The following is a 22,407-nucleotide window of genomic DNA, read 5'->3' as shown; positions in this document are numbered from 1 at the left end:
GGGTCCTTTGATACTTGGAAAAATGGAAAGTTTCGGGAGGGGGATTGATCAGCTCTTTGTAGAGACGATTTCGAATTCGCCTTCGGACCGGACATAGAAAAGGCAATCCGCGTCCGCGCCGCAGGCGAGATTATCGCTTGTGTTGGCCTCAAGGCCGACATAGCTACCCGGCGCAAGGGGCGCCGATTCCGCCTTGCCCTTCAGGTGCACTTCTGGCGCGCCAGAAATCGCCACAACCCGCAGGTCACTTTGATTACTGCGCAGGCGGGCGGCCTGCCCAGCCGGCAGTTTGACCAGTGCGCCTTGTGCGCCATTGTTTTCCGGGGAGTTCCAAAGAAACGAAATTTTCGCGCCGCCGTCCCGGTCGATCCAGGTAATGTCTGAGGCATCAAGCCAAACGAGATTGGTGTGATCAAAGCTCACCGGACGTTCGCCCGAATCGAAGGACTCATCCGCAGGTTTTACGAGATATGGACCGTCATCAATCTCGACATAGGCCATGTTGAACGCATCACCGGCCGACGTGACATGGGCCTCACCCGCCGGCTGAGTCCAGAATGAGCCGGCCGGCAGCCACATATCGGCCGCTCCCGGATCGTCATTGTGGACCACCCCTTCAATCACGACCCCGCGATATGTCACGTTGTGAATGTGGGGCGGAGACGAGAAACCTTCCTTGAACTGAACGAGGAAACCGGATTCACCGGTGGAGGTGCGATCCCCCCAAAGCGTTCCGGCCCGTGGACTTGCATCGCCCCGCGCCGGGTTGAGCGGGCCCCATTCAACCGCTGAGACCGGGACGATATCCGCCCCTGACACAGCGCGAGAAATATCCGGCGCGCTGGCGCATCCAGCGCCAGCAGATACGAACAATAGCGCGCTCAACGCACCAAAGGGGATTTTGCGTAAGGTTTCAGTCAGGGACATGGCCATTCTTGGGTCTCTCGAAGGGTGATTGGAAAGCAGGTTGCGTTACGGGATGTGGGCTCAATTGGTTGACGCCCCCCGATTTATTCATACAAACCAATTTCACAAGTACGCACAATTTTGGATTATACGCACAGAAAGTATACTGTAGAACATGACCCGCTTTGAAAAGTATGACTGCTCCGGCGGCTGCCCCGTGGAAGCTGCATTGGAAGTGATTGGCGGCAAGTGGAAAGGCGTCACGCTGTTTCACCTGCTGGACGGCGTGAAACGGTTTAACGAGTTGCAACGTGATGTCGGCAACGTCACCCAACGTATGCTGACCAAGCAGCTACGCGAGCTTGAAGATGCCGGCCTCGTCAATCGTGAGGTCTATCCAGTGGTCCCGCCAAAGGTGGAGTACAGCCTGACCAAAAAGGGCGAAACCCTGCGTCCGATCCTCAACGCACTGAAAGACTGGGGCGAGACACATGTCATGACCAGCTAAGTATTCAAAGGCTGGCCATTTAAGTACGAGCAATTTGAAGCACTCCACCCCCCGTATAGTTTGAAGCAATTTGAAATTGCAATCCTGCATTCCTGACCTTAGCCTTGAGACGATTCACTAAAGAAGAAGGCCGGGAATGCATCCAATACTATTCAAGCTCTTAGTATGTTTTGTGCTTTCATTTGCTTGCAGCGCGAATGTTTTCGCTGACTATCCAGCTGCATATGTTGGAAAAGCGGAATTGCGCGACATTGCCGTCTCTCCGGACGGCACAGCGCTCGTTCTTTTGAAGACGGGCCACCAGGATGATATCGTCCAGAAGTTCGGGTGGGACGAGATCATGGTTGAGGACAGCGCCACCGGCGACACTCGATTAGAGATCAAGCAGACCTACACGTATTACAGTAAATCCGTGAACTGGCTATATGATTGGGTATCATGGCCATTCGATGACACTATTCTGTCGAGCGCCGTCGAGTTCACCGTTTCCGGAGACAAGTTCAAATCACGCTCAGTATTTCTGACCATCAACCCCGAAACGGGTGAAAAGAAAGTCCTCGCAGCCAGCAGAAAGAGAAACCTCGACAAGGAGATCGATTCACCAAAGCTCATTGCGAGCGATGCAGAACGTCGCGAAGTCACTCTGGCCATACACAAAAAAGCATCTGTTGAGCTTGTTTCCATCAATGTGGACACAGGCAGGCAGCGTTTGCTGGATACAGCGAATTCGCGAACCCTGACGTGGCTTCTGGATGACTCGATGCGTCCCGTAATGCGGATAGAAAAAAGCAAATCCGGCGGACTTCACCAATACTATTCAAGCCAGGATGGCGGTCGGAACTGGACACTGAGATTTCAACACGATCCTCTCAATGAAGGATTCTATCCGGTTTCCTATTCCTCGAAGAACAACAAATTTATCGTCGTGTCCCGGCCCGCAGACGCAGAGCATGCCGGCCTCTACGAATTCGATCTCCACACTGGTCAATTCGGCAAACAACTCTTCAGCGATTCCGAGTACGATCTCAGCTCCGCGCGCAAAAGACGCGGGTCTGATGACCTGCTCTACTCCGCACTCTGGAAGGACAAGCTCGAAAAGCACTGGTTCACACCAGAAGATGCCAAACTGGGACGAGCAATCGACTCTGCGCTTCCTGATGAAGCCAACTGGTCCGTATTCGACATGAGTCTGCATGGGCAGGCTTGGGTGATATATGTCAGCTCCCCAATCAATCCGGGAGCATATTATGTTTTGCGCAATGACCTGAAAAGACTTCGCAAGATTTCAGACGCGCGGCCTCATATCGATCTCAGTACGACATCAATGCCGCGACGGGTTGATTACCAGACTTCTGAAGGCCTTGCATTGCGGGGATATTTCACACCCTCCACACGTTCACCAGGTCACGCTCCGCTAATCGTCATGCCTCACGGCGGTCCTGTGTCTCGAGACGTGATGGATTGGGACGGATGGGCCCAGTATTTTGCGCATCGCGGATACGCAGTCTTTCAACCCCAGTTTCGCGGCTCTGGTGGCTTCGGCCAAACATTTGAGCGTCTGGGGCACGGCGAGTGGGGTAGAGCAATGCAACAAGACATTGCGGACGGAGTACACGCCCTCGAACAAGCCGGGCTGGTGAGTCCAGACCAGCCAAGAAGCATCGTGGGCGCGTCCTATGGCGGCTACGCTGCACTGGCAGCCGCAACCATGACTCCCGATGCCTACCAATGCGCGATAAGTTATGCAGGGGTGAGTGATCTTCCGCGAATTCTACGTCAGTACGACCCCTCAGACGCAGTGGACGCTTTCGTTCGGAGTATCTGGACACAACGCATGAACAATGGACGCGATGATGAGACCGAATTGTGGCATCGGTCTCCAATATCCTACATTGAATATCTCAAGGCACCCGTGTTCCTGATTCATGGGACGGAAGACGAAATCGTTCACATGGATCAGACCACTGCGTTCTATGATGCTGCGGTACAGGCTGGGAAACAGGCTCAAATACTCTTGCTGGATCATACCGGCCACCAGATTTACAGCGATGATACAAACACAGATTTGCTCGTCGCGATGAACGCCTTTCTGGTGCAATGCATGCCGCCCGCACCAAAAACGCCGACAACCAATGGAGCCAATCTCCATTAAAATGCCGTAATGTGAGCCTTCGCTCGCCTTGATCCCTTGATTTCATTGCAATTGCATTGAAGGAGGGCTTTTGCCGTGACGCGAACCATGTTTGAACACCGTAGTGCAAGACGACCGGATCCCGTTCACGGATATGGGTTGGTTGAGAAGGATAGAGCGATGACGACATTGGCGCTGGTGGATGATGACGAGAATATCGTTGCGTCCCTGAAGATCTTCTTCGAGGCCGAGGGCTATGATGTGCGCACCTACCATGATGGTGAGACGGCTCTCCCGGCATTAACGGAGACGCCGCCCGACATCGCTATACTGGACGTGAAAATGCCCCGTATGGACGGTATGGAATTGCTGCGTCGCCTGCGCCAGACCTCCGAATTGCCAGTCATCTTCCTGACGTCAAAAGACGAGGAAATCGACGAAGTGATCGGCTTCAATATTGGCGCCGACGATTTCGTGCGCAAACCCTGCTCCAATCGCCTGCTGGCGGAACGCGTCAAGGCCGTGCTCCGGCGTGCCCGCGGCGGCGTGGCCGGATCTGAAGAAGGTGACCAGAAGCCAATCGTGCGTGGCAAGTTGACGCTTGATCCGAACCGTCACGCCTGTACGTGGGATGGACATCCGGTCCGCCTGACCGTCACCGAATTTCTGATCCTGCAAGCGCTCGCCCAGCGCCCTGGCTATGTCAAAAGCCGCGACCAACTGATGGACGCCGCCTATGATGATCAGATCTACGTCGACGATCGCACCATCGACAGCCACATCAAGCGGCTTCGCAAGAAGTTCCGCGAAGTGACCGACGAATTCGATGCGATCGAGACCCTGTATGGCGTCGGCTACCGCTACACTGAATAGGCGCGGCACTTCGGAGATCTATATCGGCGGGGCGGGCGATACCCGCACCCGTCTCGTGGCCGCTTATGCGGAAGCGCGGCAACGTGACTTTGCGCATGAGGCCCATCATGATGCGCACTATTTTCCGCATTACGCGTTGCGGCGTATTCTCAATCTGGCCCGTCAGCACGCCGATGCCGGCCGCACGTTGATACTGGTCGGGCATAGTTGGGGCGGCGATACAGCGCTTCGTGTATTGAAGGCGCTCCAACCGCGCCGGGTAGATTTGCTTGTCTGCGTTGATCCAGTTCCCAAATCCCGGCTGAATCCCCCTCCGACTCCACGCAACGCCCGTCGGATCATCCATGTTGATGCAAGGCCAAGTCATCCGAATCGATCGGACCAGGTGAAGGAGATGGGGCAATGGTTCGGCGGCACGCTGCACCGAAGATTGTCGTCCGCCGACACGCGCATCGTCGCCGATCTGAATCATTTCGCCTTCGCCCAAATGATGTCGGCGCCCGGTGAAGACGGCCTGTCCGCTGCCCACCATATCAACGAACTGGACAGTCCTAAGCGATCCCGAGGCGCCAGCTCCAATTCGGCAAGCTCAGGACAAGTAAAATGAATCCCAGCCCGATCAGGAAGCTCAACGGCGAATACACACGTCGGTTGAGGGTTAGAAAAGGCGATTCAGGCGACGAGCGCTCGAACGCTGGCAGGACGCCGATGATACCCCGCCCAAGAAACACCGTCCCTGCTCCCAGTCCTGCCAGGACCAACACGCCTTTTTGGATGACAGACGGCAACGGCAGAGAAAAGTACCCGCCCAGCCAAGCTGCCAGGACGGCGGCCGCAAACAGGCAAAGCGCTACCATGAAGCAGGAAAATGCCGACGGCATCTTGGTTATACCCCGACGGCCCACGACCGCACGGGCAAGTGCCTGCTCATTCGCACACGGGAAATTGCTGCCAAACGCCCACAGCAGGTGCAGACAGCCGAGAACGAACAACACAGCCACCAGAATAGGTGAAATGAACGGTGCAATCATGCGGACACTCCTGCGGCAATGCGGGGCAGTAAAATGCGCCGCCCACTTGCCGTTCCCTCCATCATTCAATAGCCAGACACGAGACTAACACAAGCAATAGGATAACTTCATGGCAGACCCGGAAAATACGCTTCTCCTCGAAACCTCCAAAGGCTCGGTAAAAATCGACCTGCGTCCCGACCTGGCCCCCGGCCATGTCGAACGCATCAAGGAACTGGCCCGCGAAGGCTTTTACGACGGCATCGTCTTTCACCGCGTGATTGATGGATTCATGGCGCAAGTCGGTTGTCCACAAGGCACCGGCATGGGCGGTTCTTCCAAGCCGGACCTGAAGGCAGAATTCAATGCCGAATCCCATGTCCGCGGCACATGTTCCATGGCCCGCACATCGGCCCCGAACTCGGCAAACAGCCAATTCTTCATCTGCTTTGACGATGCCAGCTTCCTGAACCGCCAATATACGGTCTGGGGTCAGGTCAGCGAAGGTATGGACGTAATCGACCAATTGGCCAAGGGAGAGCCACCGCGGAACCCTGACAAGATTGTCAGCATGAAAGTGGCTGCCGACGCCTGATCTCAGGCAGGCAGAATCCCGTATGACGGACAGGAAAATCAGGCGAAAGGCGATTGCGCGCCACGGGTCGAAAATCTTCGGCTCACGCATCGCACGTCTGATTTTCGCGTCCAATTTGGCGGGACTGGCCATCCTCATTATTGGCGCGATGGTTCTTAACGAAATGCGTGCCGGTTTTGTTGTCTCCAAGAAGCAGGACCTTGTTGCGCAAGCTCAGATTTTTACCAGCTTGCTTGGCGACGATGCAACCACGCCTGCCCCCAAGCTCGATGATGAAGCCGCGCGCCAGACGATCGTGCGCCTTAACCTGCCCGAACGGGTGCGCGCACGTATCTATTCACCCGATGGCGAACTTGTTGGCGACAGCTTCTATCTTTCAGAGCGGGTCGACATTGACGCCCTGCCGCCGCTACAGGAGCCCAGCAGTTTTGCCAGGCTAGGTGCCAATCTGTCGGAATGGGCAAGCCGTACGCTCGGCCCGATCATGCCCCGGCGCAGTTCTGATGCGCTCGTCGCTCAGAGCTTTGAGGAAGAATTCGAGATCGCCGTGCGCGGTCAGGAAGCGGCCAGTCAGCGCTTTTCAGACCGGGGCCAGCGGATCATTTCCGTTTCCATGCCGATCCAGCGTGTGTCTGCTGTCGTGGGAGTCCTGACACTGGAATCGAATGATATTGATGAGATCATTCGCTCCGAACGCGCTGCACTCATCCCCTTCATCGGGGTCGCAGTTCTTGTCGCTTTCGTCACATCGGTCCTGCTGACTCTTGGTATTGCCCGCCCACTGCGCCGTCTATCGGTTGCAGCAGACCGTATCCGGGCCGGCGCATCCGATCGGATCGACATTCCGGCCCTGACCAATCGCAAGGACGAGATCGGCAACCTGGCCGCCTCCATGCAAAGCATGACCGAAGCATTGCTCGAACGGATTGAAGCAAATGAACAATTCGCTGCTGACGTGGCCCATGAGCTGAAGAACCCCCTCACCTCTATACGCTCGGCCGTCGAAACCGCTGACCGGGTGCAGGATGATCCGGTCGCGCTCGAACGCCTGCGGCAAGTCATCGCCCAGGATGTGAAGCGACTGGACCGTCTGATTACAGATATTTCAAACGCATCCCGTATCGAAGCGGAAATGACGCGGGTGCCGACGGAGCAAATGGACATTGCCGGATTCGTCCACGATGTCGTGCAGACCTATGAAGCCTTCAGCCGCGAGGAGCGATCAGTATCGGTTCATTTCCGAGATGATACGATGGGTGCACGCCTGCTTGTCCGCGGGCGTGATGGCCCGCTCGGCCAAGTTGTTCGCAATCTGGTAGACAATGCGCGCTCTTTCTCGCCCCCTGGCGCAGAGGTCAATGTGATTGTCGACCAATCGAATGATGGCCCGCAAACCATCGCGCGGATCATGATCGAGGATAGCGGCCCGGGTATACCTGAAGACAAACTGGAAAAGATCTTCAGCCGTTTCTATACGGACCGCCCGGCTGGAACAGCTTTTGGCAACAATTCCGGCTTGGGACTCTCAATCGTACAACAGATAGTCACGACCCATCGCGGCAAGGTCTGGGCTGAAAACCGCGCAGAAGGGGGCGCGCGGTTCATTGTAGACCTTCCCGCGATCTAGGGCATTACCGGTTCTTTCGGTTATCGATCAGATCATCGACAACTTCCGGTTCTGCCAATGTCGATGTGTCGCCAAGATTTGAATACTCGTTCTCGGCAATCTTGCGCAGGATGCGGCGCATGATCTTGCCAGACCGTGTCTTGGGCAGACCGGGCGCGATCTGGATAAGGTCAGGGCTCGCAATCGGACCGATTTCCTGGCGCACATGCTGGATCAGATTCTTGACCAGCGCATCATCCACTTCGACGCCCTGACGCAATGTGACATAGGCATATATGCCCTGCCCCTTCACATCATGCGGATAGCCAACCACAGCGGCCTCTGCGACCGCATCATGGCTGACCAGTGCGCTTTCGACTTCAGCGGTACCCATGCGATGACCGGAGACATTGATCACGTCATCAACGCGGCCGGTGATCCAGTAGAAGCCATCCTCGTCGCGGCGGCAGCCATCGCCGGTAAAATACGTGCCGGGATAGGCCGTAAAATACGTGTCGATGAATCGCTGATGATCGCCGTAGACCGTTCTCATTTGTCCCGGCCAACTATCCGTGATCAGCAGATTGCCATCGGCCGCGCCTTCCAATTCGTTACCGTCCGCGTCCACCAGCACTGGCTTCACGCCAAAGAAAGGATGACTGCCGGCGCCCGGCTTCATTTCGGTCGTGCCCGGCAACGGAACAATCATGGTCCCGCCTGTCTCGGTCTGCCACCAAGTGTCGACGATCGGACACCGCGCTTCACCTACGACGTGGAAATACCATTCCCATGCTTCCGGATTGATCGGCTCGCCAACTGTGCCCAGCAAACGGATCGAATTGCGCGATGTCTTGTTCACTGGCTCTTCGCCTTCGCGCATCAGTGCGCGAATGGCGGTTGGCGCGGTGTAGAAGATGGTAACGTTCTGCTCGTCGCACACCTGCCAGAACCGCGAAGCATCCGGATAGGTCGGCACACCTTCAAAGACGAGACTTGTCGCGCCATTTGCCAGAGGTCCGTACACGATATATGTGTGCCCGGTTACCCAACCCACATCTGCCGAACACCAGAACACGTCATCTTCCTTGAGGTCGAATACATACTCGTGCGTCATTGACGCCCAGACAAGATAACCGCCAGTGGTGTGCATCACGCCTTTAGGCTGCCCCGTTGAGCCAGACGTGTAGAGGATGAAAAGAGGATCTTCGGCATTCATCGGTTCGGGCGGGCAATCGGCGGAGATACCCTCGGCAGCCTCGTGCAGCCAATAGTCCCGCCCCGCCTCCATGTTGACCTCAGCGCCTGTGCGCTTCACGACCAACATCTTCTCAACCACACCTCCGGCAATCTCGGCGGCCTTGTCGGCGTTTACCTTCAACGGCACACGGCGACCACCCCGCACGCCTTCATCGGCTGTGATGAGGAATTTCGAGTCGCAATCGGTAATTCGCCCTGACAATGCCTCGGGGCTGAAGCCCCCGAACACGATGGAATGTACTGCGCCAATTCGCGTGCACGCCAGCATCGCATATGTGGCTTCGAGAATCATCGGCATGTAGATCGTGACGCGATCGCCCTTTTTTACACCCATCTTTTTCAGCACGTTTGCGAACTTGCAGACCGCGGCGTGCAACTGGCGATAGGTCATCTTGTGGGTGTTGCCGGGCTCGTCGCCTTCCCAGATCAACGCGACCTTGTCACCACGCGTTTCCAAGTGGCGGTCCAGGCAGTTTGCCGACACATTAAGGACACCATCAGAATACCATTTCACATGTAGATCGCCGGTCTCCCAGGAGACATCCTTTACGACCGTGTAGGGTTTGATCCAGTCGAGCCGCTTGCCGTGCTCCCCCCAGAAAGCCTCCGGGTCTGAGATCGACGCGGCATACATCTCTCGATAGGTTTCCGGGCTCAGGTTCGCCTTTGCTGCAAACTCCGCCGGCACTGGATAGGTTTTCGCTGCGTCGCTCATGAAAGGCTCTCCGTCTGGCATGTTTTCTGTTCTCACCTCAGAATGCATACTTTGTCGAGAAGGTGAACCGGGTGATCGAGCCATCAGCTCCACTTTCGACCTCGCGGAGGCCGTGCATCAATTCGGTCCCCAGTGTCACATTCGGCGCAACGTCCCAGAGAATGGCCCCGAACACCGACTGGACAGACGATGTCACCGTGTCAGCCAGATAGTCCGGATTGTCGATGAACAGGCCGGAATAGCCGCCGCTAAACCGCGCCGTTTCCCCGAAAGCGTGGCGCCAGGCAATCAGCCCGCCATATGAGGGCACCGCTTCCAGCTCCCCGTTCGGGTCGAGGGCCGTCGAGCGGCTGGCGGCCAGCCCGACATAGCGGCCGATCCCGTCGCCTCCGACCAGGTTGAAGCGGATGTCATCGGTGTCCCCAACATTCAAGCGGCCCGAGACGCTGAGGCCATATCCGAAGGTTTCGTCTTCGACCGTGCCGAAATCGGCCCGCAGCTGGCGCGCGATGCCAGCGATCGAGACATTGCCGAATTCACCGCTCATATTGTAGCGGGCCACGACGTCCGGGATGAGATTCTCGTCCCGCGATCCCGAATTCAGGGTTGTCGTGTTCGGATTCTCGACGGCAAACATCCAGTTGCCATGCGTGTAACGTATCTGCGGCTGGCGCACGAACACCATGCCGTCCGACAGGATAAGGAAGCTTGCGCTTTCCGGAATGGCTGACGTGTTCTGGAAAGTCGACCATTCCTGCCCGACCAGCCAGTTGCCATATTTCATGAAGGCCCGACGCAAACGTGGCGAGTAGGAGTTCGAGACCAGTTCATTGCCCTGCCCCGATCCGAGGAAATCCATCTCGATATGCGCGCTCAGCGTCTTGTCGCCCACAGGCCGGGATGCGGCCAGGAAGAAACGAGTGGATTCAGCAGTAAAGTCCGTGGACGTTGTTCCGTTCCCACCGATGGGTGTCGCACCGGGAATGTAAAAGTCGCGCGCGATGGAACTGCCGGAGATGGTGCCATCGCTCAGCGAGGTGACATGCACGTCCGCATCCACAAAGCCGCCGAACTTCAGCGTCGTGTCACCGACCCTGAATCCATCTGTCGGAGGAGGAGGCGCGGCCTCCGGCTGGGCGGCGACCGGCTGGACGCGGACGATTTCTTCATGCCCGGCGCGCGTCGCGGCCAGTTCGGATTTGAGTTCGGAAACCATGGCCTCGAGCGCTGCGATCCGCGACTCAAGATCATCCGCTTCCGCAGCGGCGCCGAGACTTGTCGTCAGAGCTGCCGAAGACAACAGCAGGGCCTTGAAAGTACGAGACATGCATTCCTCCCTCATATTGATTATGAGAAGGAGTATCCGTTGCTTGTGCTCGGGCCGCCATTAGCCATTGGTGCTACGACAAAAGTCGTAGTGCGCTGCGGCGCGATCCATGACATACTACACAGGTTCTGGTTAAGTCCACAGACCGCAAAAGCGGCACGGATTCGGGGAGGAATATCTTGGTACAGGCACCGCGCGTGCTGATCGTGGACGACCATCCATTGTTTCGTGACGCGCTGGAAACCGCACTGGAATGCGCCTATCCCGCTGGCGCCGCCGCCTCGCATGCGTCCAGTCTTTCAGATGCCCTGGCCCGCCTGCAGGCCGATGACGTGGATTTGGTGCTGCTTGATCTCAATCTCGGCGACTCGGCAGAGTTCGAGGGCCTTACCCGGCTGCGGGCTGCCAGGCCGGACTGCCCCGTTGTGGTTGTATCCGCCACGGAAACGCCAGAAGCCTTTGAAACGGCCCGTATGCTCGGTGCGGCCGGATACCTCCCCAAGAGCATGTCCCTGGACGACCTGTCGGCGGCGCTCGCCACGACGCTGGATGGGGGGCAATGGTTTCCGGAATGTGTCGGAAAGTCCCTGCCAGCCAATTGTGCCGCCGAACGCATTGCCAGCCTCACCCCCGCCCAGAGACGCGTGCTCGCCCGATTGTCCGATGGCCTGCTCAACAAGCAGATCGCCTATGAAATGGATATTTCCGTGGCGACGGTGAAGGCGCACATGACAGCGATCTTCCGGAAGCTCGGGGCGAATAATCGCACACAGGCCTTGCTGATCTATCAGGACGCCACATCGCTGACCGATTGAGCCGCGCTTTCCGTCCCTCCGGCAGTGGCACAGTCTTTCAGAAATTTGCGGATGTCCGCCGGATTGCTCGGCTTGTGAAGGATGGCAAAGCCGACCGTCCTGGCGGATGACGATTCGGCGGTGGACGTGGCTGCGGTCAGCAATAAAACATTGCCGGCATGGGCGAGCCGCTTGCGTAGTCCCAGGAGCAGATCCAGTCCATTCTGCCCGTCGCCGAGATTGAGGTCTGCAATCACTGCGTCAAATTGCGCTGACTGCATGGCAGCCAGCGCCTCTTCAGGTGTCCGGACACAGGTCGCCTGACACTCCCAGCCTTTCAGCAACCGGCTCATGCCGTCAACAATGGCAGGCTCGTCATCCACGAACAGGACGCGCAGGCCGACCAGATCCCGGTCAGCCGGCTCAACCGGCGCCGACTGCATCCGGCGCGGGCGTCTATGCAATTCAGCCATTGGCACAATCACCGAAAAAACGCTGCCGCGACCCGGTGTCGACTGCACATCAATGGACGCCCCCATCAGACCAGCCAGACGGCGCACGACAGACAGGCCAAGCCCTGCTCCCCGAATGCCGGTATTGTCGGAATCCTCATACCGACGAAACTCCTCGAAGATCCGTTCCAGACGGTCTGCCGGTATGCCAGGCCCGGTATCGTGAACTTCGATCCTTACCGCATCCCCGCGTCGGCGTGCCCCGACAAGGACTCCGCCCGACTGTGTATATCGCCGGGCATTCGAGATGAGATTGCGCAGAATGCTCTTGAGAAAATCCGGATCGGCAAGCACTGCCAGCTGTGTGGGTGCCAGCCGCACGGAAAGCCCCGCCGCCTGCGCCATCGGAAGCGCCTCGTCGACCAGGTCCTCCATCAACGGGCCCAAGGGAAGGCGTACGGGGACTGCCTCGACCTGGCTATGGTCCAGACGGGATATGTCGAGCAATCCCTTGAGCAATTCATCTGCAGACTGAATGGATCGGTCCGCGCGTGCCGCCAGATCACATTCTGTGTCACTAGCCATGAGCGATCCAAGATACAGCCGCGCGGCGTTCAGCGGCTGCAACAGGTCATGACTCGCCGCAGCCAGGAAGCGCGTCTTGGACGCATTCGCGCCTTCCGCCTCTTTCCGGGCAAGGGTGAGATCTTCTGCCATTTGCTCAAGCTCACGGGTTCGCGTCTTGACCCGGCTTTCCAGCAACTCGTTTGCCTCAACCAGGGCGCGTTCACGCAGCTTGTCGTCGGTAATGTCAGCAAAAGTGGTGACATACCCGCCGCCCGGCATGGGGTTGCCGCTGATGCGCAGGTAGCGCCCGTCCGGATTTCGTCTTTCATAGGTATACGGACTGCCGGATCGCATATGTCCGACGCGCCTGCGCGCCTCCTCGACAGGATCCCCATCGATCCAGCCAGTGTGGATGTTGTGCTCGATCAGTTCAGCCACGGGAACACCGACGCCCACCTTGTCCGCCGGATAATCGAACAAATCCACATAGGCCGTATTCCAGGCTACCAATCTTTGATCGGAATCCACGACGCTGATCCCCTGCGGGACATTCTCGAGCATGGATTGCAGCATGTGGCGTTCAAACCGGGCCGCCTGCGTCTTGTGATCCAGCATGGACAGAACATCCGGCAGGGCCACATCGCTGCCACCGATCGCCGAGGAAAGGACGACCCGTGCCGAAGATGAACCGAGTGCGCTGGCGAGCAGTTTCTCGGTGCGCTGGACCAGTCTCCAGTCCGCAGGCGCATCTCCGGTTGCGACAATACCTGTTTCAGTCTCGAACTGGTCAAAGGCATGGTCCACCGCTTCCGGCGTGAGAAAGCGGGAAGCGAGTGTCTTCAGGCCATTGGGCGACACCTGGAAGGCGTGGCTCTCGACCGCGCCTTCCGCGATCTCGACCACTTCATCGCCGCTGACAAAGGCGGATGCCTGAACCCGGTCCCTCAACCGTTCCCGTGATCGTATCGATACGATTGCGAACAGGAACAGATTGGTGCCAAGGCTCCACAGGACGCCATGGGTCAGACTGTCATCGATCCGCAATCCGAACAGAGCATGCGGGTCCAGAACCCTCGGCACAAGCGCGGCCATCGCATCATACCCGAAAATGGCGGGCAGGAAGAGCGTGTAGGCCCACAACCCCATCCCCGCGACCAGACCTGCGAGGACACCGGACCGACGCCCACCTCGCCAAGTGACCGCCCCGATCAGCGCCGGAGAAAATTGCGCTGCCGCGGCAAAGGACAGGAGGCCGATCTGGGCCAGCGCACCTGTCCCCGCCACGCGGTAATAGGCATAGGCGAGAAGCAGCACGACCACGATCACGATGCGGCGGGCCGACACGATCCTTGATCCGGCATCTCCGCTAAGGCTGGCAAATCGTCCGGACTGCATGATGGCCGGCACGACCAGATCATTCGTGACCATGGTGGACAGGGCGACAGTGGAGATGATGACCATGCCGGTCGCAGCTGAAAAGCCGCCCAGAAAGACGAGGGTCGCCAGCAGGCCATTGCCTTGTTCGAGAGGCAGATCCAGGACGAACAGATCCGGCTGCGCTGCCGCGCCGAAGAGGCTCAGACCAGCCATCGCGATGGGCACCACGACCAGACTCGTGAGCAACATGTAGAGTGGGAACACCCATCTGGCCGTATCAAGATCCTTCTGCCCCTGACGCTCGATCATGGCGACATGGAATTGGCGCGGCAGGCAGACAATGGCCGCCGTCGACAGAAGCGTCATGGTCAGGAATCGTTCCGACACGGAAAAGCGGTCAAAGGGCTGTGTGGCCAATTCACGATCCGGCAAGCCCCCCTGCACCAGAAGGAACACCGACAGGATCGCAACAGCCACCAGTGCGGCGAGCTTGAGCACGGCCTCCAACGCCAGCACGCGCATCAGGCCGGAATTGTGCCGCGTGGCGTCCGACTGTCGCGTGCCGAACAGGATGGCAAAAATCGCCAGCACAATAGCGGTCAGCAGAACTGTTTCATTGGTCGGTGTGTTGATCGCGCCGTCTGCGCCATATGCCAGTGCCTGAAAGCTCATGCCGATGGATTTCAGCTGCAGTGCGATATAGGGCAGACTTCCTGCGACGGCGGCCAGCGTTGCAGCGGCAGCAACCGCGCGGCTCTTGCCATACCTGGCCGACAGGAAATCAGACAAGGAAGAGATGCCCTCTCGCTGTGTGACATCGCCGATCCGGCGCACGATGCCGGGAAATGCCACGAAGACGAGCGTCGGGCCAAGATAGATGGTCAGATAGTCCCACCCGCTTTGCGCCGCAGTGCCAACCGCGCCGAAATAGGTCCAGGAGGTACAGTAGACGGCCAATGCCAGCGCATAGACGAGCGGATGCTGGACAAAGCCCGGCCGCGTGGCTTGCCGGTCGCCCTGCCAGGCGATCAGGAACAATCCAAGCATGTAGAGCGTCGTTGCGCCCAGGATCAGCCAGACTGGCATGAACACCTCTCTATGCGTCTTCCCCCAGCATACACGTACTGACGCCCCGGCAAATGCGCCCTTTGTCTAAAGCCTCTGCTGCAGGCATGAAAAAGCGGGCGGCCCGGAGAGGGAGGCCGCCCGCAGCAATCACCGGGAAGTGGCGCGCTACTCTGCCGGGATCGGCGCCATGTCCTGATCGGCGATGCCATGCGGCGAGCGCTGTCCGGGGACCCGGATGTCCTCGACCAGGTCCTGGATGTCCTGCGGAGGCGGGGCCGTGACAAGGGCCACCACGATCCCCACAGCCAGGGACAGGAACATGAACAGGAAGCCGATGCCTTCAGGCGACACACCGAACCACCAGTTCGCCGGATCCGTGTCGACGAACTTGAAGTAGTAGATGTAGCTGAAGGTCGAGACGAGCCCCGTCAGCATGGACGCAATCGCGCCTTCCCGGTTCATCCGCTTCCAGAAGATGCCCAGAACGATGACCGGGAACAGGGACGCTGCCGCCAGTCCGAAAGCGAAGGCCACCACCTGCGCCACGAAGCCCAGCTTGGCCGTGTTCATCCCCATGATTCCAGCCAGGATCACGGCTCCGGCGGCCGAGACCCGCGCCACTCGCAACTCGTCCTTGTCCGACATGCCGGTAAAGAAGGTACGTCGGCACAGATCGTGTGAGATCGATGACGATATGACCATGAGCAAGCCTGCCGCCGTGGACAGGGCCGCGGCAAGCCCGCCTGCCACCACGAGCCCGATCACCCAGGCCGGCAGATTGGCAATGGACGGATTGGCCATCACGAAGATGTCTCGATCCAGCTTGGTGACCTCATTTTCGTCCCCGGCGCGGTACTGGATGATGCCATCGCCATTCTTGTCCTCGACGCCGAGCAGGCCCGTCTTTTCCCAGTCCTTGAACCATTTCGGGGTCGGCTTGCCGCCGGCCGCAAGGATCGCCGCCGCTTCGGCGTCATAGTCGGCATCATCCGCGATATAGGTCGACTCGTTCACTGTATCGATGAAGTTCAGACGGGCGAATGAAGCCACCGCAGGTGCGGTCGTATAGAGCAGTGCGATGAAGACCAGCGCCCACCCCGCCGACACACGGGCCGCGCCCGGGCTTGATACGGTGAAGAAGCGGATGATCACGTGCGGCAGGCCGGCGGTGCCGAACATTAGCGCGCCGGTGATCGCAAAGACATCGATCATCGACTTGTTGGTCTGGGTGTATTCGAGGAAACCCAGATCCTGCACCACCGTGTTCAGCTTTTCGAGCATCGCCACATCCTCGCCGCGCACATTCGAGATGAACCCCAGCTGCGGGATCGGATTGCCCGTGATGATCAGGGAGATGAAGATCGCCGGAACCGTATAGGCAAAGATCAGCACGCAATATTGCGCCACCTGGGTGTAGGTGATGCCTTTCATGCCGCCCAGAACCGCATAAACGAACACAATCGCCATGCCGACCATGATGCCCGTATTGAACTCGACCCCCAGGAAGCCGGAAAAGGCCACGCCGACGCCCTTCATCTGGCCGGCAATATAGGTGAACGAGACGAACAGGGCACACATCACGGCGATCAATCGGGCCGTGGTCGAATAATACCGGTCCCCCACGAAATCCGGCACAGTGAACTTGCCGAACTCTCGCAGGAACGGCGCCAGCAAAAGCGCCAGAAGCACATAGCCGCCGGTCCAGCCCATAAGGTAGACCGAACCGCCATAGCCTAGGAAGGCGATCAGGCCCGCCATCGACAGGAAGGAGGCTGCCGACATCCAGTCGGCCGCCGTTGCCATGCCATTGACAGTGGGGTGAACATCATGGCCGGCCACATAGAAATCATCCGTAGACGAAGCCCGAGCCCACACGGCGATCGCGATATAGGTGCCGAACGTGCCGACAACCCAGAAATATGTCCAGAAGTCCTGTCCCATCGTCTCAGGCCTCCACGCCGTATTTCTTCTCGAGACGGTTCATGGCGCGGCAGTAGTAGAAGATCAGTCCGACGAAGACATAGATCGATCCATTCTGCGCAAACCAGAAACCGAGTGGCGCACCGCCAATCGAGAGATTGTCCAGCAGGTCGCGGAACAGGATGCCCGCCCCGTATGACACTACAAACCAGATGACGAGCAGGCTGAGGGTCAGGCGGATGACATCCCGCCAATACCCTTTCGCATCAATTTCCTTGCTTGGTTCCGACACTTTTTCCTCCCTGACATTTTTATCTGTGCGGGGTTCCGCAGCTTGCAGGCTGCCGGAAGCGGACGGAATGGAAAAGATAAACTTTGGTCTAAGACGATGATCCGGGTCATCCGGTCCTGCGCCATCAATCCTCTGAGGATGGCTGCCGCACTTTGCCGGTTGCATGAGTATGGCGCCATTCCGCGACCCCTCCCAGCATCAGCCAGGCCGACAGGACAAGTCCACCCGCGAGATAGACTTCACGAAAGCCCAGCCCCGGCTGGAGTATGGCCACGGCCAGCCGAACGGCGAAGACGAGCCCTAGCAGTATGCCGAGCGCCAGCATGATATGATGTTTCACGGGCAGAATCCTCCAGAACGGAGCATACACGCGCCACGCACTTCGGACAGGGGGGACTTTGGTCTAAGGGGGCTGCCGCCGTGCCCTTGCCATTCCGGACGGTATGGGCTATCCGCGCGCCTTCAGAAACGGCGGCGCAAGGCCGTTCGTGTCAGCTTCTTACCTCATCCCAAGATGGAGAGGCGGAGTCGAGGGCGAAAGGAAACCCCATGTCGAAATCCAAGATTAGTTTCAATGTCGAACTGCGTGAGCGCGTAGGCACCGGCGGATCCCGCGCAGCACGTCGTGAAGGCCTCGTGCCCGGCGTTCTTTATGGTGGTGGTGAAGACCCCGTCGCGATCTCCCTGAAGCGCAACGAAGTGCTCAAGGCCATCGAAACCGGTCACTTCCTGTCGTCGACTGCAACACTCGTTCACAAGGGCGAGAAGCAGATGGTGATCCCACAGGCGATCCAGATGCACCCGGTCTCCGATCAGCCCATGCACGTCGATCTGTTCCGCGTCAGCCGCGATCAGAAGATCAAGGTCGAAGTCCAGGTTCACTTCATCGGCGAAGAAGTTTCCCCTGGCCTCAAGAAGGGCGGCACGCTCAACGTGGTGCGTCACACGGTCGAACTTCTGGTTCCAGCCGGCAACATTCCGGAATCCCTGGAAGCAGACGTTTCCGAGTTGGAAGTCGGCGACAATGTGAAAATCTCCGACATCAAGTTGCCGGGCGATGCAGAGCCAACCATCACCGACCGCGACTTCACGATCGCCACGATCGCTGGCCGTACGGCAACCACCGAAACCACGACGGAAGAAGGTGAAGAGGCCGAAGGCGAAGAGCCAGCAGCCGAAGCTGACGCAGAGTCGGAAGACTGATCGGTACGTTATGGTCTCGTGTGTCCAGCCTTTTGGGGCTGGGCACACAGCCAAACCCTGCTAATTCGGAAGAGGGAGGCCAAGTCGTGCTCATTCTTTCCGGTCAGGGTAATCCAGGCGAAAAATATGCGAAGAACCGGCACAATGCCGGTTTTCTTGTCTTGGACGAGATCCACGCCGCCCATGGATTCCAACCCTGGCGCTCCAAATTCGAAAGCGAGATTGCGGAGGGCTTTATTGGCCCCGGCCGCATCAAGACCCTGCTGGTGAAGCCGCAGACTTTCTACAATGAGACCGGGCGTGCGCTCTCCAAAGTGGCTCAGTTCTACAAGCTCTCTCCGGAAGATATCGTTGTCCTGCATGACGAGATCGACCTTGCGCCTGGCCGCGTCCGCCTGAAACAGGGTGGCGGTCATTCCGGCAATAATGGCGTTCGCTCGATGATTGCCCACCTCGGCGAGAACGTGCGCCGCGTGCGAATTGGTGTCGGCCACCCCGGCGACAAGTCGCGGGTCATGCCTTACGTATTGTCCGATTTCTCAAAAACCGATCATGACTGGTTCGATCCGCTGGTCAGGGCGATTTCCGACGCGCTGCCTTTCCTCGCCGACGGCAATGATGAACGCTTCCAAACCGAAGTGATGCGTCTTGCCCCAGCGCCAAAGCACGATCCCAAACAGAACCGATAGCGCCGTCGGTTAGTCGTCGAGTTTGGCCAGTACCGACTTTTCAGCGGCTTCTGCCATGGCAACAGCGCCGACCGTGCCATGCGCGGGAACAGGGCTGCGCCCCAAACCGAGGCAGGCTGCGTAGAAACCCTCATCAGCGGCTCCCAGAGGGTCCGGCAGATCCGCAGCGATCTCTACCCTCACATCATATGGCGTCGTATTGACCAGTTGCCGTGTCAGGAAGTCGATGGAGATCTCGCCCGACGGATAGACAACGTGCATGGAACGCTGGCGCGCTTCCGCTGCCCGGCTGGCCATCAGACGCGCCACGCCACCGCTCGCATAGGTGAACTGGGCGTTTGCTTCGTCGATATGGTCGGAATGAACCCGCTTGCCACTCGCCATGACGCCGGTGAACTCATTCCCCATCATCATCGCGGCAAGGTCCAGATCGTGGATCATGAGATCCCAGATGACCGAGACATCGCCTGCACGATTGTCTGGCGCCGGCGGTCCGGCGCGGACGGATTCGATCAGCAGGGGTGTCTCTTCGATCGCCAGCACGCCCATTGCCCGCGCGACAAACCGCTCCTGATGCCCCACCTGCAGGATACGGCCGCGGGCCGCGGCCTCATCAGCGAGATCACGCGCAGCCTTGCCGGTCAGCGCCAGCGGTTTCTCGACGAGCACATGGCAGTGCGCCTCAATGGCCTGCCGCGCCAGCTTTTCATGCCAGATAGCCGGAACCGCAATGACGATTGCATCACACGCATCCAGAAATGCCTCGTAATTGTCGAAACCCTTGGCGCCGAACTGGCTGGCGATCCGCGTCGCGCGCTCAAGATCGATGTCGTAAACACCGACAAGCTCGGTTCGGGCAGACGCAGCGGCCTTCTGGGCGTGATAGTTTCCAAAAACTCCGGCGCCCGCGACGCCGACTTTTAGTGTGGTCATAACAGATTAGCCCTCTTCCCACCTTAAAGACACTGCATCGCCAAGTGCTGCAAGTCTTGGGCTCAGGCCTCGCTCACACAGAGAATTACAGAATCTTTCCGTCGCCCCCCTTCACACGTCCGGTATGCCGGTCCACTTACGCCTCTACAAAATAGAGGAAGGAAACATCATGACTGCACTCACATCCACCGAATGGTCCCTTGCCGCCCGCCCGGTTGGCATGCCGAAATTGTCAGATTTCCAGATGAAAACCATCGACATCGCCCCACCCGGCGCTGGCGAAATCCAGGTCAAGAATGAGTGGATGTCGGTCGACCCTTATATGCGCGGCCGTATGCAGGACCGCGAAAGCTATGTTCCGCCGTTCCAGATCGGTGAAACCATGCAAGGTGGCGCTGTGGGCCGCGTGACGGTTTCCAACCACCCAGACTACAAGGAAGGCGATCTCGTCTCCTCCATGGCAGGCTGGCGCACGGCGTGGGTTGGCAAGCCCGAAATGGCCATGGCTCAGAAGCTTCCCGAAGTCGGCCTGCCGGAAAGCGCGTTTCTTGGCGTCGCAGGCATGCCGGGCCTGACGGCCTATGCAGGTCTGCTGCGGGTTGCCGAACTGAAAGAAGGCGACACGGTCTTCGTGTCCGGTGCAGCCGGTGCGGTCGGCTCAACCGTGGTCCAGATTGCCAAGATCAAAGGCTGCACTGTGATTGGTTCGGCGGGCGGCAAAGAGAAATGCGACGTCGTCAAATCGCTCGGCGCGGATCATGTCATCGACTACAAGGCCGCTGGCGGCTTCGACGGACTTGTCAAAGCGCTGCGCGAAGCAGCTCCCAAAGGCATTGATGTCTATTTCGACAATGTCGGCGGCGATCACCTGACCGCTGCTATTGAAGTTGCCAGGCCAATGGCGCGTTTCGCCGAATGCGGCATGATTGCGCAATACAATGAGACCGCCCAACCAACCGGCCCGCACAATGTTATTCAGATCGTCGGCAAACAGCTGAAGATCCAAGGTTTCATTGTATCTACGCATGCCGATATGCAGCCCGACTTTTTCCAGGACATGGCAAAGTGGATTCCGTCTGGTCAGATGAAATACGAAGAGACCGTCAAAGAGGGTATCGAAAAGGCACCCGAAGCATTCATCGGCCTGTTTGAAGGCGCCAATACCGGCAAGATGCTGGTCAAGCTGGGGTAGTTATGTCGCGTCTGTTTGATGCCTATATCATGGTGGACTGGAGTGCCGCGTCCAAACCTGTGACGGGCAAGAACTCCATCTGGATCGGGATTCTTGCAAAAGATGCCCGGCTCAAGCTGCAGTACCAGTCCGTCAATATTGATACGCGCCTCAAGGCGCGGACTTTCCTTGATGGCATCATCGCCAAGCTGACAGGGCGCGGAGACCGCGTCCTGATCGGCTTTGACTTCTCGCTAGGTTATCCGGCAGGCACCGCGGCTGCATTGGGCCTCGACACATCGACCAAGGCACCTTGGCAGGCCATGCATGCGCACCTGGCATCCAAGATGAAGGACAAGGCCGACAATTCCAATCCGCGCTACGCGATTGCGGCCGGCATGAATTATGCGATCTCGAAAGGACCTTTTCCTTTCTGGGGGGCTCCCGCACGCGATGTCGTCTCGACACTCTCCGACAAGAAGCCGGAATTCAGCGGTCAGACCCTACCTGAGTACCGTATCGTTGAAACCCATCTGAGAGACTCAAAGCGTGGACAGCCGAAATCGGTCTGGCAGTTGGCTTATACGGGTAGCGTGGGCAGCCAGTCGCTGACCGGAATTCCCCATGTGCACGCGCTCAGGCAGTCACTACCCTCCTCACGCATCTGGCCATTCGAATTCGAGGATGGCGAGATGACCGAGGAGACGCTTGAAGGCATTCAGGTCGTTATTGCCGAAGTCTACCCGTCACTCATTCCCTCAAAGCCGGAAAAGGGGGAAACGCCAGATGCTGCACAAGTCCGCCAGATCGCCCATTACTATTCGGAAATGGACGAAAAAGGCCGGTTGAATGGGCGAATTTCCACAAATAGTTCTCTTGACGAGGGAAAAATATCGCAAATTCAGTCAGAAGAGGGCTGGATTCTCGGCGCATAGCCCGTCTTTATTGGGCTTTCGTCATATTCACGCCTTACGAATCGTGGGTATGTCGCTGCAACGGCGGGGGATCGCCGT

20 protein-coding genes are annotated in these 22,407 nt (G+C 58.3%); 11 read left to right on the top strand and 9 right to left on the bottom strand.

What is annotated here, in order from left to right; translation table 11 throughout:
* Positions 1-48: 48 nt before the first annotated feature.
* Positions 49-933 carry a DUF4437 domain-containing protein gene (locus CFA77_RS06600; protein ID WP_206992781.1) on the bottom strand — a complete coding sequence of 295 codons (885 nt, stop codon included), beginning with the start codon at positions 931-933 and terminating at the stop codon, positions 49-51.
* Positions 934-1,081: 148 nt separating this feature from the next.
* Here CFA77_RS06600 and CFA77_RS06595 point away from each other — a divergent pair, with 148 nt between their 5' ends.
* The 4 genes from CFA77_RS06595 to CFA77_RS06580 all read left to right on the top strand — a co-directional run bounded on the left by CFA77_RS06595 (position 1,082) and on the right by CFA77_RS06580 (position 5,025).
* Positions 1,082-1,414, top strand: a complete 333-nt coding sequence (locus tag CFA77_RS06595; RefSeq protein ID WP_206992780.1) for a helix-turn-helix domain-containing protein — start codon at positions 1,082-1,084, stop codon at positions 1,412-1,414.
* Between the two features lie 136 nt (positions 1,415-1,550).
* A complete protein-coding gene (locus CFA77_RS06590) occupies positions 1,551-3,566 on the top strand; it encodes a S9 family peptidase (RefSeq protein WP_206992779.1) in 2,016 nt (671 codons plus the stop codon).
* A 159-nt stretch (positions 3,567-3,725) separates the two neighbouring features.
* Positions 3,726-4,418 (top strand): response regulator transcription factor, encoded by a 693-nt coding sequence (locus tag CFA77_RS06585; protein ID WP_034813738.1) that lies wholly within the window; start codon positions 3,726-3,728, stop codon positions 4,416-4,418.
* Positions 4,390-5,025 (top strand): alpha/beta fold hydrolase, encoded by a 636-nt coding sequence (locus tag CFA77_RS06580; protein WP_206992778.1) that lies wholly within the window; start codon positions 4,390-4,392, stop codon positions 5,023-5,025. The genes CFA77_RS06585 and CFA77_RS06580 overlap by 29 nt, the downstream gene beginning before the upstream one ends.
* Here the strand turns inward: CFA77_RS06580 and CFA77_RS06575 are convergent.
* On the bottom strand, positions 4,970-5,449 hold the full coding sequence (locus CFA77_RS06575) for a DUF3995 domain-containing protein (RefSeq protein WP_206992777.1): 480 nt from the start codon (positions 5,447-5,449) through the stop codon (positions 4,970-4,972). The two genes, CFA77_RS06580 and CFA77_RS06575, sit on opposite strands and share 56 nt — an antisense overlap.
* 109 nt (positions 5,450-5,558) lie before the next feature.
* Between CFA77_RS06575 and CFA77_RS06570 the strand changes: the two genes are divergently transcribed.
* Together CFA77_RS06570 and CFA77_RS06565 are read left to right on the top strand one after the other, a co-directional pair.
* Positions 5,559-6,023, top strand: a complete 465-nt coding sequence (locus tag CFA77_RS06570) for a peptidylprolyl isomerase (RefSeq protein ID WP_206992776.1) — start codon at positions 5,559-5,561, stop codon at positions 6,021-6,023.
* Between the two features lie 22 nt (positions 6,024-6,045).
* Positions 6,046-7,650, top strand: a complete 1,605-nt coding sequence (locus tag CFA77_RS06565) for a stimulus-sensing domain-containing protein (protein WP_206992775.1) — start codon at positions 6,046-6,048, stop codon at positions 7,648-7,650.
* Between the two features lie 4 nt (positions 7,651-7,654).
* Here CFA77_RS06565 and acs read toward each other — a convergent pair whose 3' ends face one another.
* Positions 7,655-9,601, bottom strand: coding sequence for an acetate--CoA ligase (gene acs / locus CFA77_RS06560; protein ID WP_206992774.1), 1,947 nt, complete (start codon positions 9,599-9,601; stop codon positions 7,655-7,657).
* 37 nt (positions 9,602-9,638) lie between these two features.
* Complete coding sequence (locus tag CFA77_RS06555; protein ID WP_206992773.1) at positions 9,639-10,928, bottom strand: DcaP family trimeric outer membrane transporter; 1,290 nt, start codon at positions 10,926-10,928, stop codon at positions 9,639-9,641.
* Between the two features lie 179 nt (positions 10,929-11,107).
* Here CFA77_RS06555 and CFA77_RS06550 point away from each other — a divergent pair, with 179 nt between their 5' ends.
* A complete protein-coding gene (locus CFA77_RS06550; RefSeq protein WP_206992772.1) occupies positions 11,108-11,743 on the top strand; it encodes a response regulator transcription factor in 636 nt (211 codons plus the stop codon).
* On the opposite strand, the gene CFA77_RS06545 is transcribed toward CFA77_RS06550, so the two are convergent.
* The 4 genes from CFA77_RS06545 to CFA77_RS06530 all read right to left on the bottom strand — a co-directional run bounded on the left by CFA77_RS06545 (position 11,716) and on the right by CFA77_RS06530 (position 17,738).
* Positions 11,716-15,204: a PAS domain-containing hybrid sensor histidine kinase/response regulator gene (locus CFA77_RS06545; protein ID WP_206992771.1), complete on the bottom strand. Its 3,489-nt coding sequence runs from the start codon at positions 15,202-15,204 to the stop codon at positions 11,716-11,718. The genes CFA77_RS06550 and CFA77_RS06545 overlap by 28 nt on opposite strands.
* A 147-nt stretch (positions 15,205-15,351) precedes the next feature.
* Positions 15,352-17,127 carry a sodium:solute symporter family protein gene (locus CFA77_RS06540; protein WP_206992770.1) on the bottom strand — a complete coding sequence of 592 codons (1,776 nt, stop codon included), beginning with the start codon at positions 17,125-17,127 and terminating at the stop codon, positions 15,352-15,354.
* Positions 17,128-17,131: 4 nt separating this feature from the next.
* Positions 17,132-17,398 carry a DUF4212 domain-containing protein gene (locus CFA77_RS17110; RefSeq protein WP_242517509.1) on the bottom strand — a complete coding sequence of 89 codons (267 nt, stop codon included), beginning with the start codon at positions 17,396-17,398 and terminating at the stop codon, positions 17,132-17,134.
* A 124-nt stretch (positions 17,399-17,522) separates the two neighbouring features.
* Positions 17,523-17,738, bottom strand: a complete 216-nt coding sequence (locus CFA77_RS06530) for a hypothetical protein (protein ID WP_206992768.1) — start codon at positions 17,736-17,738, stop codon at positions 17,523-17,525.
* 209 nt (positions 17,739-17,947) lie between these two features.
* Here CFA77_RS06530 and CFA77_RS06525 point away from each other — a divergent pair, with 209 nt between their 5' ends.
* The gene (locus CFA77_RS06525; protein WP_206992767.1) at positions 17,948-18,601 is read left to right on the top strand and encodes a 50S ribosomal protein L25/general stress protein Ctc; all 654 of its coding nucleotides are present in this window, start codon (positions 17,948-17,950) and stop codon (positions 18,599-18,601) included.
* Positions 18,602-18,687: 86 nt separating this feature from the next.
* Positions 18,688-19,290, top strand: coding sequence for an aminoacyl-tRNA hydrolase (gene pth, locus CFA77_RS06520; RefSeq protein WP_206992766.1), 603 nt, complete (start codon positions 18,688-18,690; stop codon positions 19,288-19,290).
* Between the two features lie 9 nt (positions 19,291-19,299).
* Here the strand turns inward: pth and CFA77_RS06515 are convergent, their stop codons facing one another.
* Complete coding sequence (locus CFA77_RS06515; RefSeq protein ID WP_206992765.1) at positions 19,300-20,223, bottom strand: Gfo/Idh/MocA family protein; 924 nt, start codon at positions 20,221-20,223, stop codon at positions 19,300-19,302.
* 169 nt (positions 20,224-20,392) lie between these two features.
* Between CFA77_RS06515 and CFA77_RS06510 the strand changes: the two genes are divergently transcribed.
* Together CFA77_RS06510 and CFA77_RS06505 are read left to right on the top strand one after the other, a co-directional pair.
* A complete protein-coding gene (locus CFA77_RS06510) occupies positions 20,393-21,415 on the top strand; it encodes an NADP-dependent oxidoreductase (RefSeq protein WP_206992764.1) in 1,023 nt (340 codons plus the stop codon).
* 2 nt (positions 21,416-21,417) lie between these two features.
* Complete coding sequence (locus CFA77_RS06505) at positions 21,418-22,329, top strand: hypothetical protein (RefSeq protein ID WP_206992763.1); 912 nt, start codon at positions 21,418-21,420, stop codon at positions 22,327-22,329.
* Positions 22,330-22,407 lie beyond the last annotated feature (78 nt).

Origin of the sequence: Hyphomonas sp. KY3 (genome assembly GCF_017309975.1) — a bacterium.
Classification (GTDB): domain Bacteria; phylum Pseudomonadota; class Alphaproteobacteria; order Caulobacterales; family Hyphomonadaceae; genus Hyphomonas.
The sequence above is the reverse complement of the archived record's forward strand: the minus strand, read 5'-3'. Positions and strand labels throughout refer to the sequence as shown.

Excerpts from the sequence above, each read along its gene's own strand:
- CFA77_RS06510 (WP_206992764.1), top strand. The coding sequence starts at position 20,393 with ATGACTGCACTCACATCCACCGAATGGTCCCTTGCCGCCCGCCCGGTT.
- CFA77_RS06565 (WP_206992775.1), top strand. The coding sequence starts at position 6,046 with ATGACGGACAGGAAAATCAGGCGAAAGGCGATTGCGCGCCACGGGTCG.
- CFA77_RS06545 (WP_206992771.1), bottom strand. The coding sequence starts at position 15,204 with ATGCCAGTCTGGCTGATCCTGGGCGCAACGACGCTCTACATGCTTGGA.
- CFA77_RS06600 (WP_206992781.1), bottom strand. The coding sequence starts at position 933 with ATGGCCATGTCCCTGACTGAAACCTTACGCAAAATCCCCTTTGGTGCG.
- CFA77_RS06505 (WP_206992763.1), top strand. The coding sequence starts at position 21,418 with ATGTCGCGTCTGTTTGATGCCTATATCATGGTGGACTGGAGTGCCGCG.
- CFA77_RS06595 (WP_206992780.1), top strand. The coding sequence starts at position 1,082 with ATGACCCGCTTTGAAAAGTATGACTGCTCCGGCGGCTGCCCCGTGGAA.
- CFA77_RS06555 (WP_206992773.1), bottom strand. The coding sequence starts at position 10,928 with ATGTCTCGTACTTTCAAGGCCCTGCTGTTGTCTTCGGCAGCTCTGACG.
- CFA77_RS06515 (WP_206992765.1), bottom strand. The coding sequence starts at position 20,223 with ATGACCACACTAAAAGTCGGCGTCGCGGGCGCCGGAGTTTTTGGAAAC.
- CFA77_RS06575 (WP_206992777.1), bottom strand. The coding sequence starts at position 5,449 with ATGATTGCACCGTTCATTTCACCTATTCTGGTGGCTGTGTTGTTCGTT.
- CFA77_RS06590 (WP_206992779.1), top strand. The coding sequence starts at position 1,551 with ATGCATCCAATACTATTCAAGCTCTTAGTATGTTTTGTGCTTTCATTT.
- CFA77_RS06525 (WP_206992767.1), top strand. The coding sequence starts at position 17,948 with ATGTCGAAATCCAAGATTAGTTTCAATGTCGAACTGCGTGAGCGCGTA.
- CFA77_RS06540 (WP_206992770.1), bottom strand. The coding sequence starts at position 17,127 with ATGGGACAGGACTTCTGGACATATTTCTGGGTTGTCGGCACGTTCGGC.
- CFA77_RS06570 (WP_206992776.1), top strand. The coding sequence starts at position 5,559 with ATGGCAGACCCGGAAAATACGCTTCTCCTCGAAACCTCCAAAGGCTCG.
- acs (WP_206992774.1), bottom strand. The coding sequence starts at position 9,601 with ATGAGCGACGCAGCGAAAACCTATCCAGTGCCGGCGGAGTTTGCAGCA.
- CFA77_RS06580 (WP_206992778.1), top strand. The coding sequence starts at position 4,390 with ATGGCGTCGGCTACCGCTACACTGAATAGGCGCGGCACTTCGGAGATC.
- CFA77_RS06585 (WP_034813738.1), top strand. The coding sequence starts at position 3,726 with ATGACGACATTGGCGCTGGTGGATGATGACGAGAATATCGTTGCGTCC.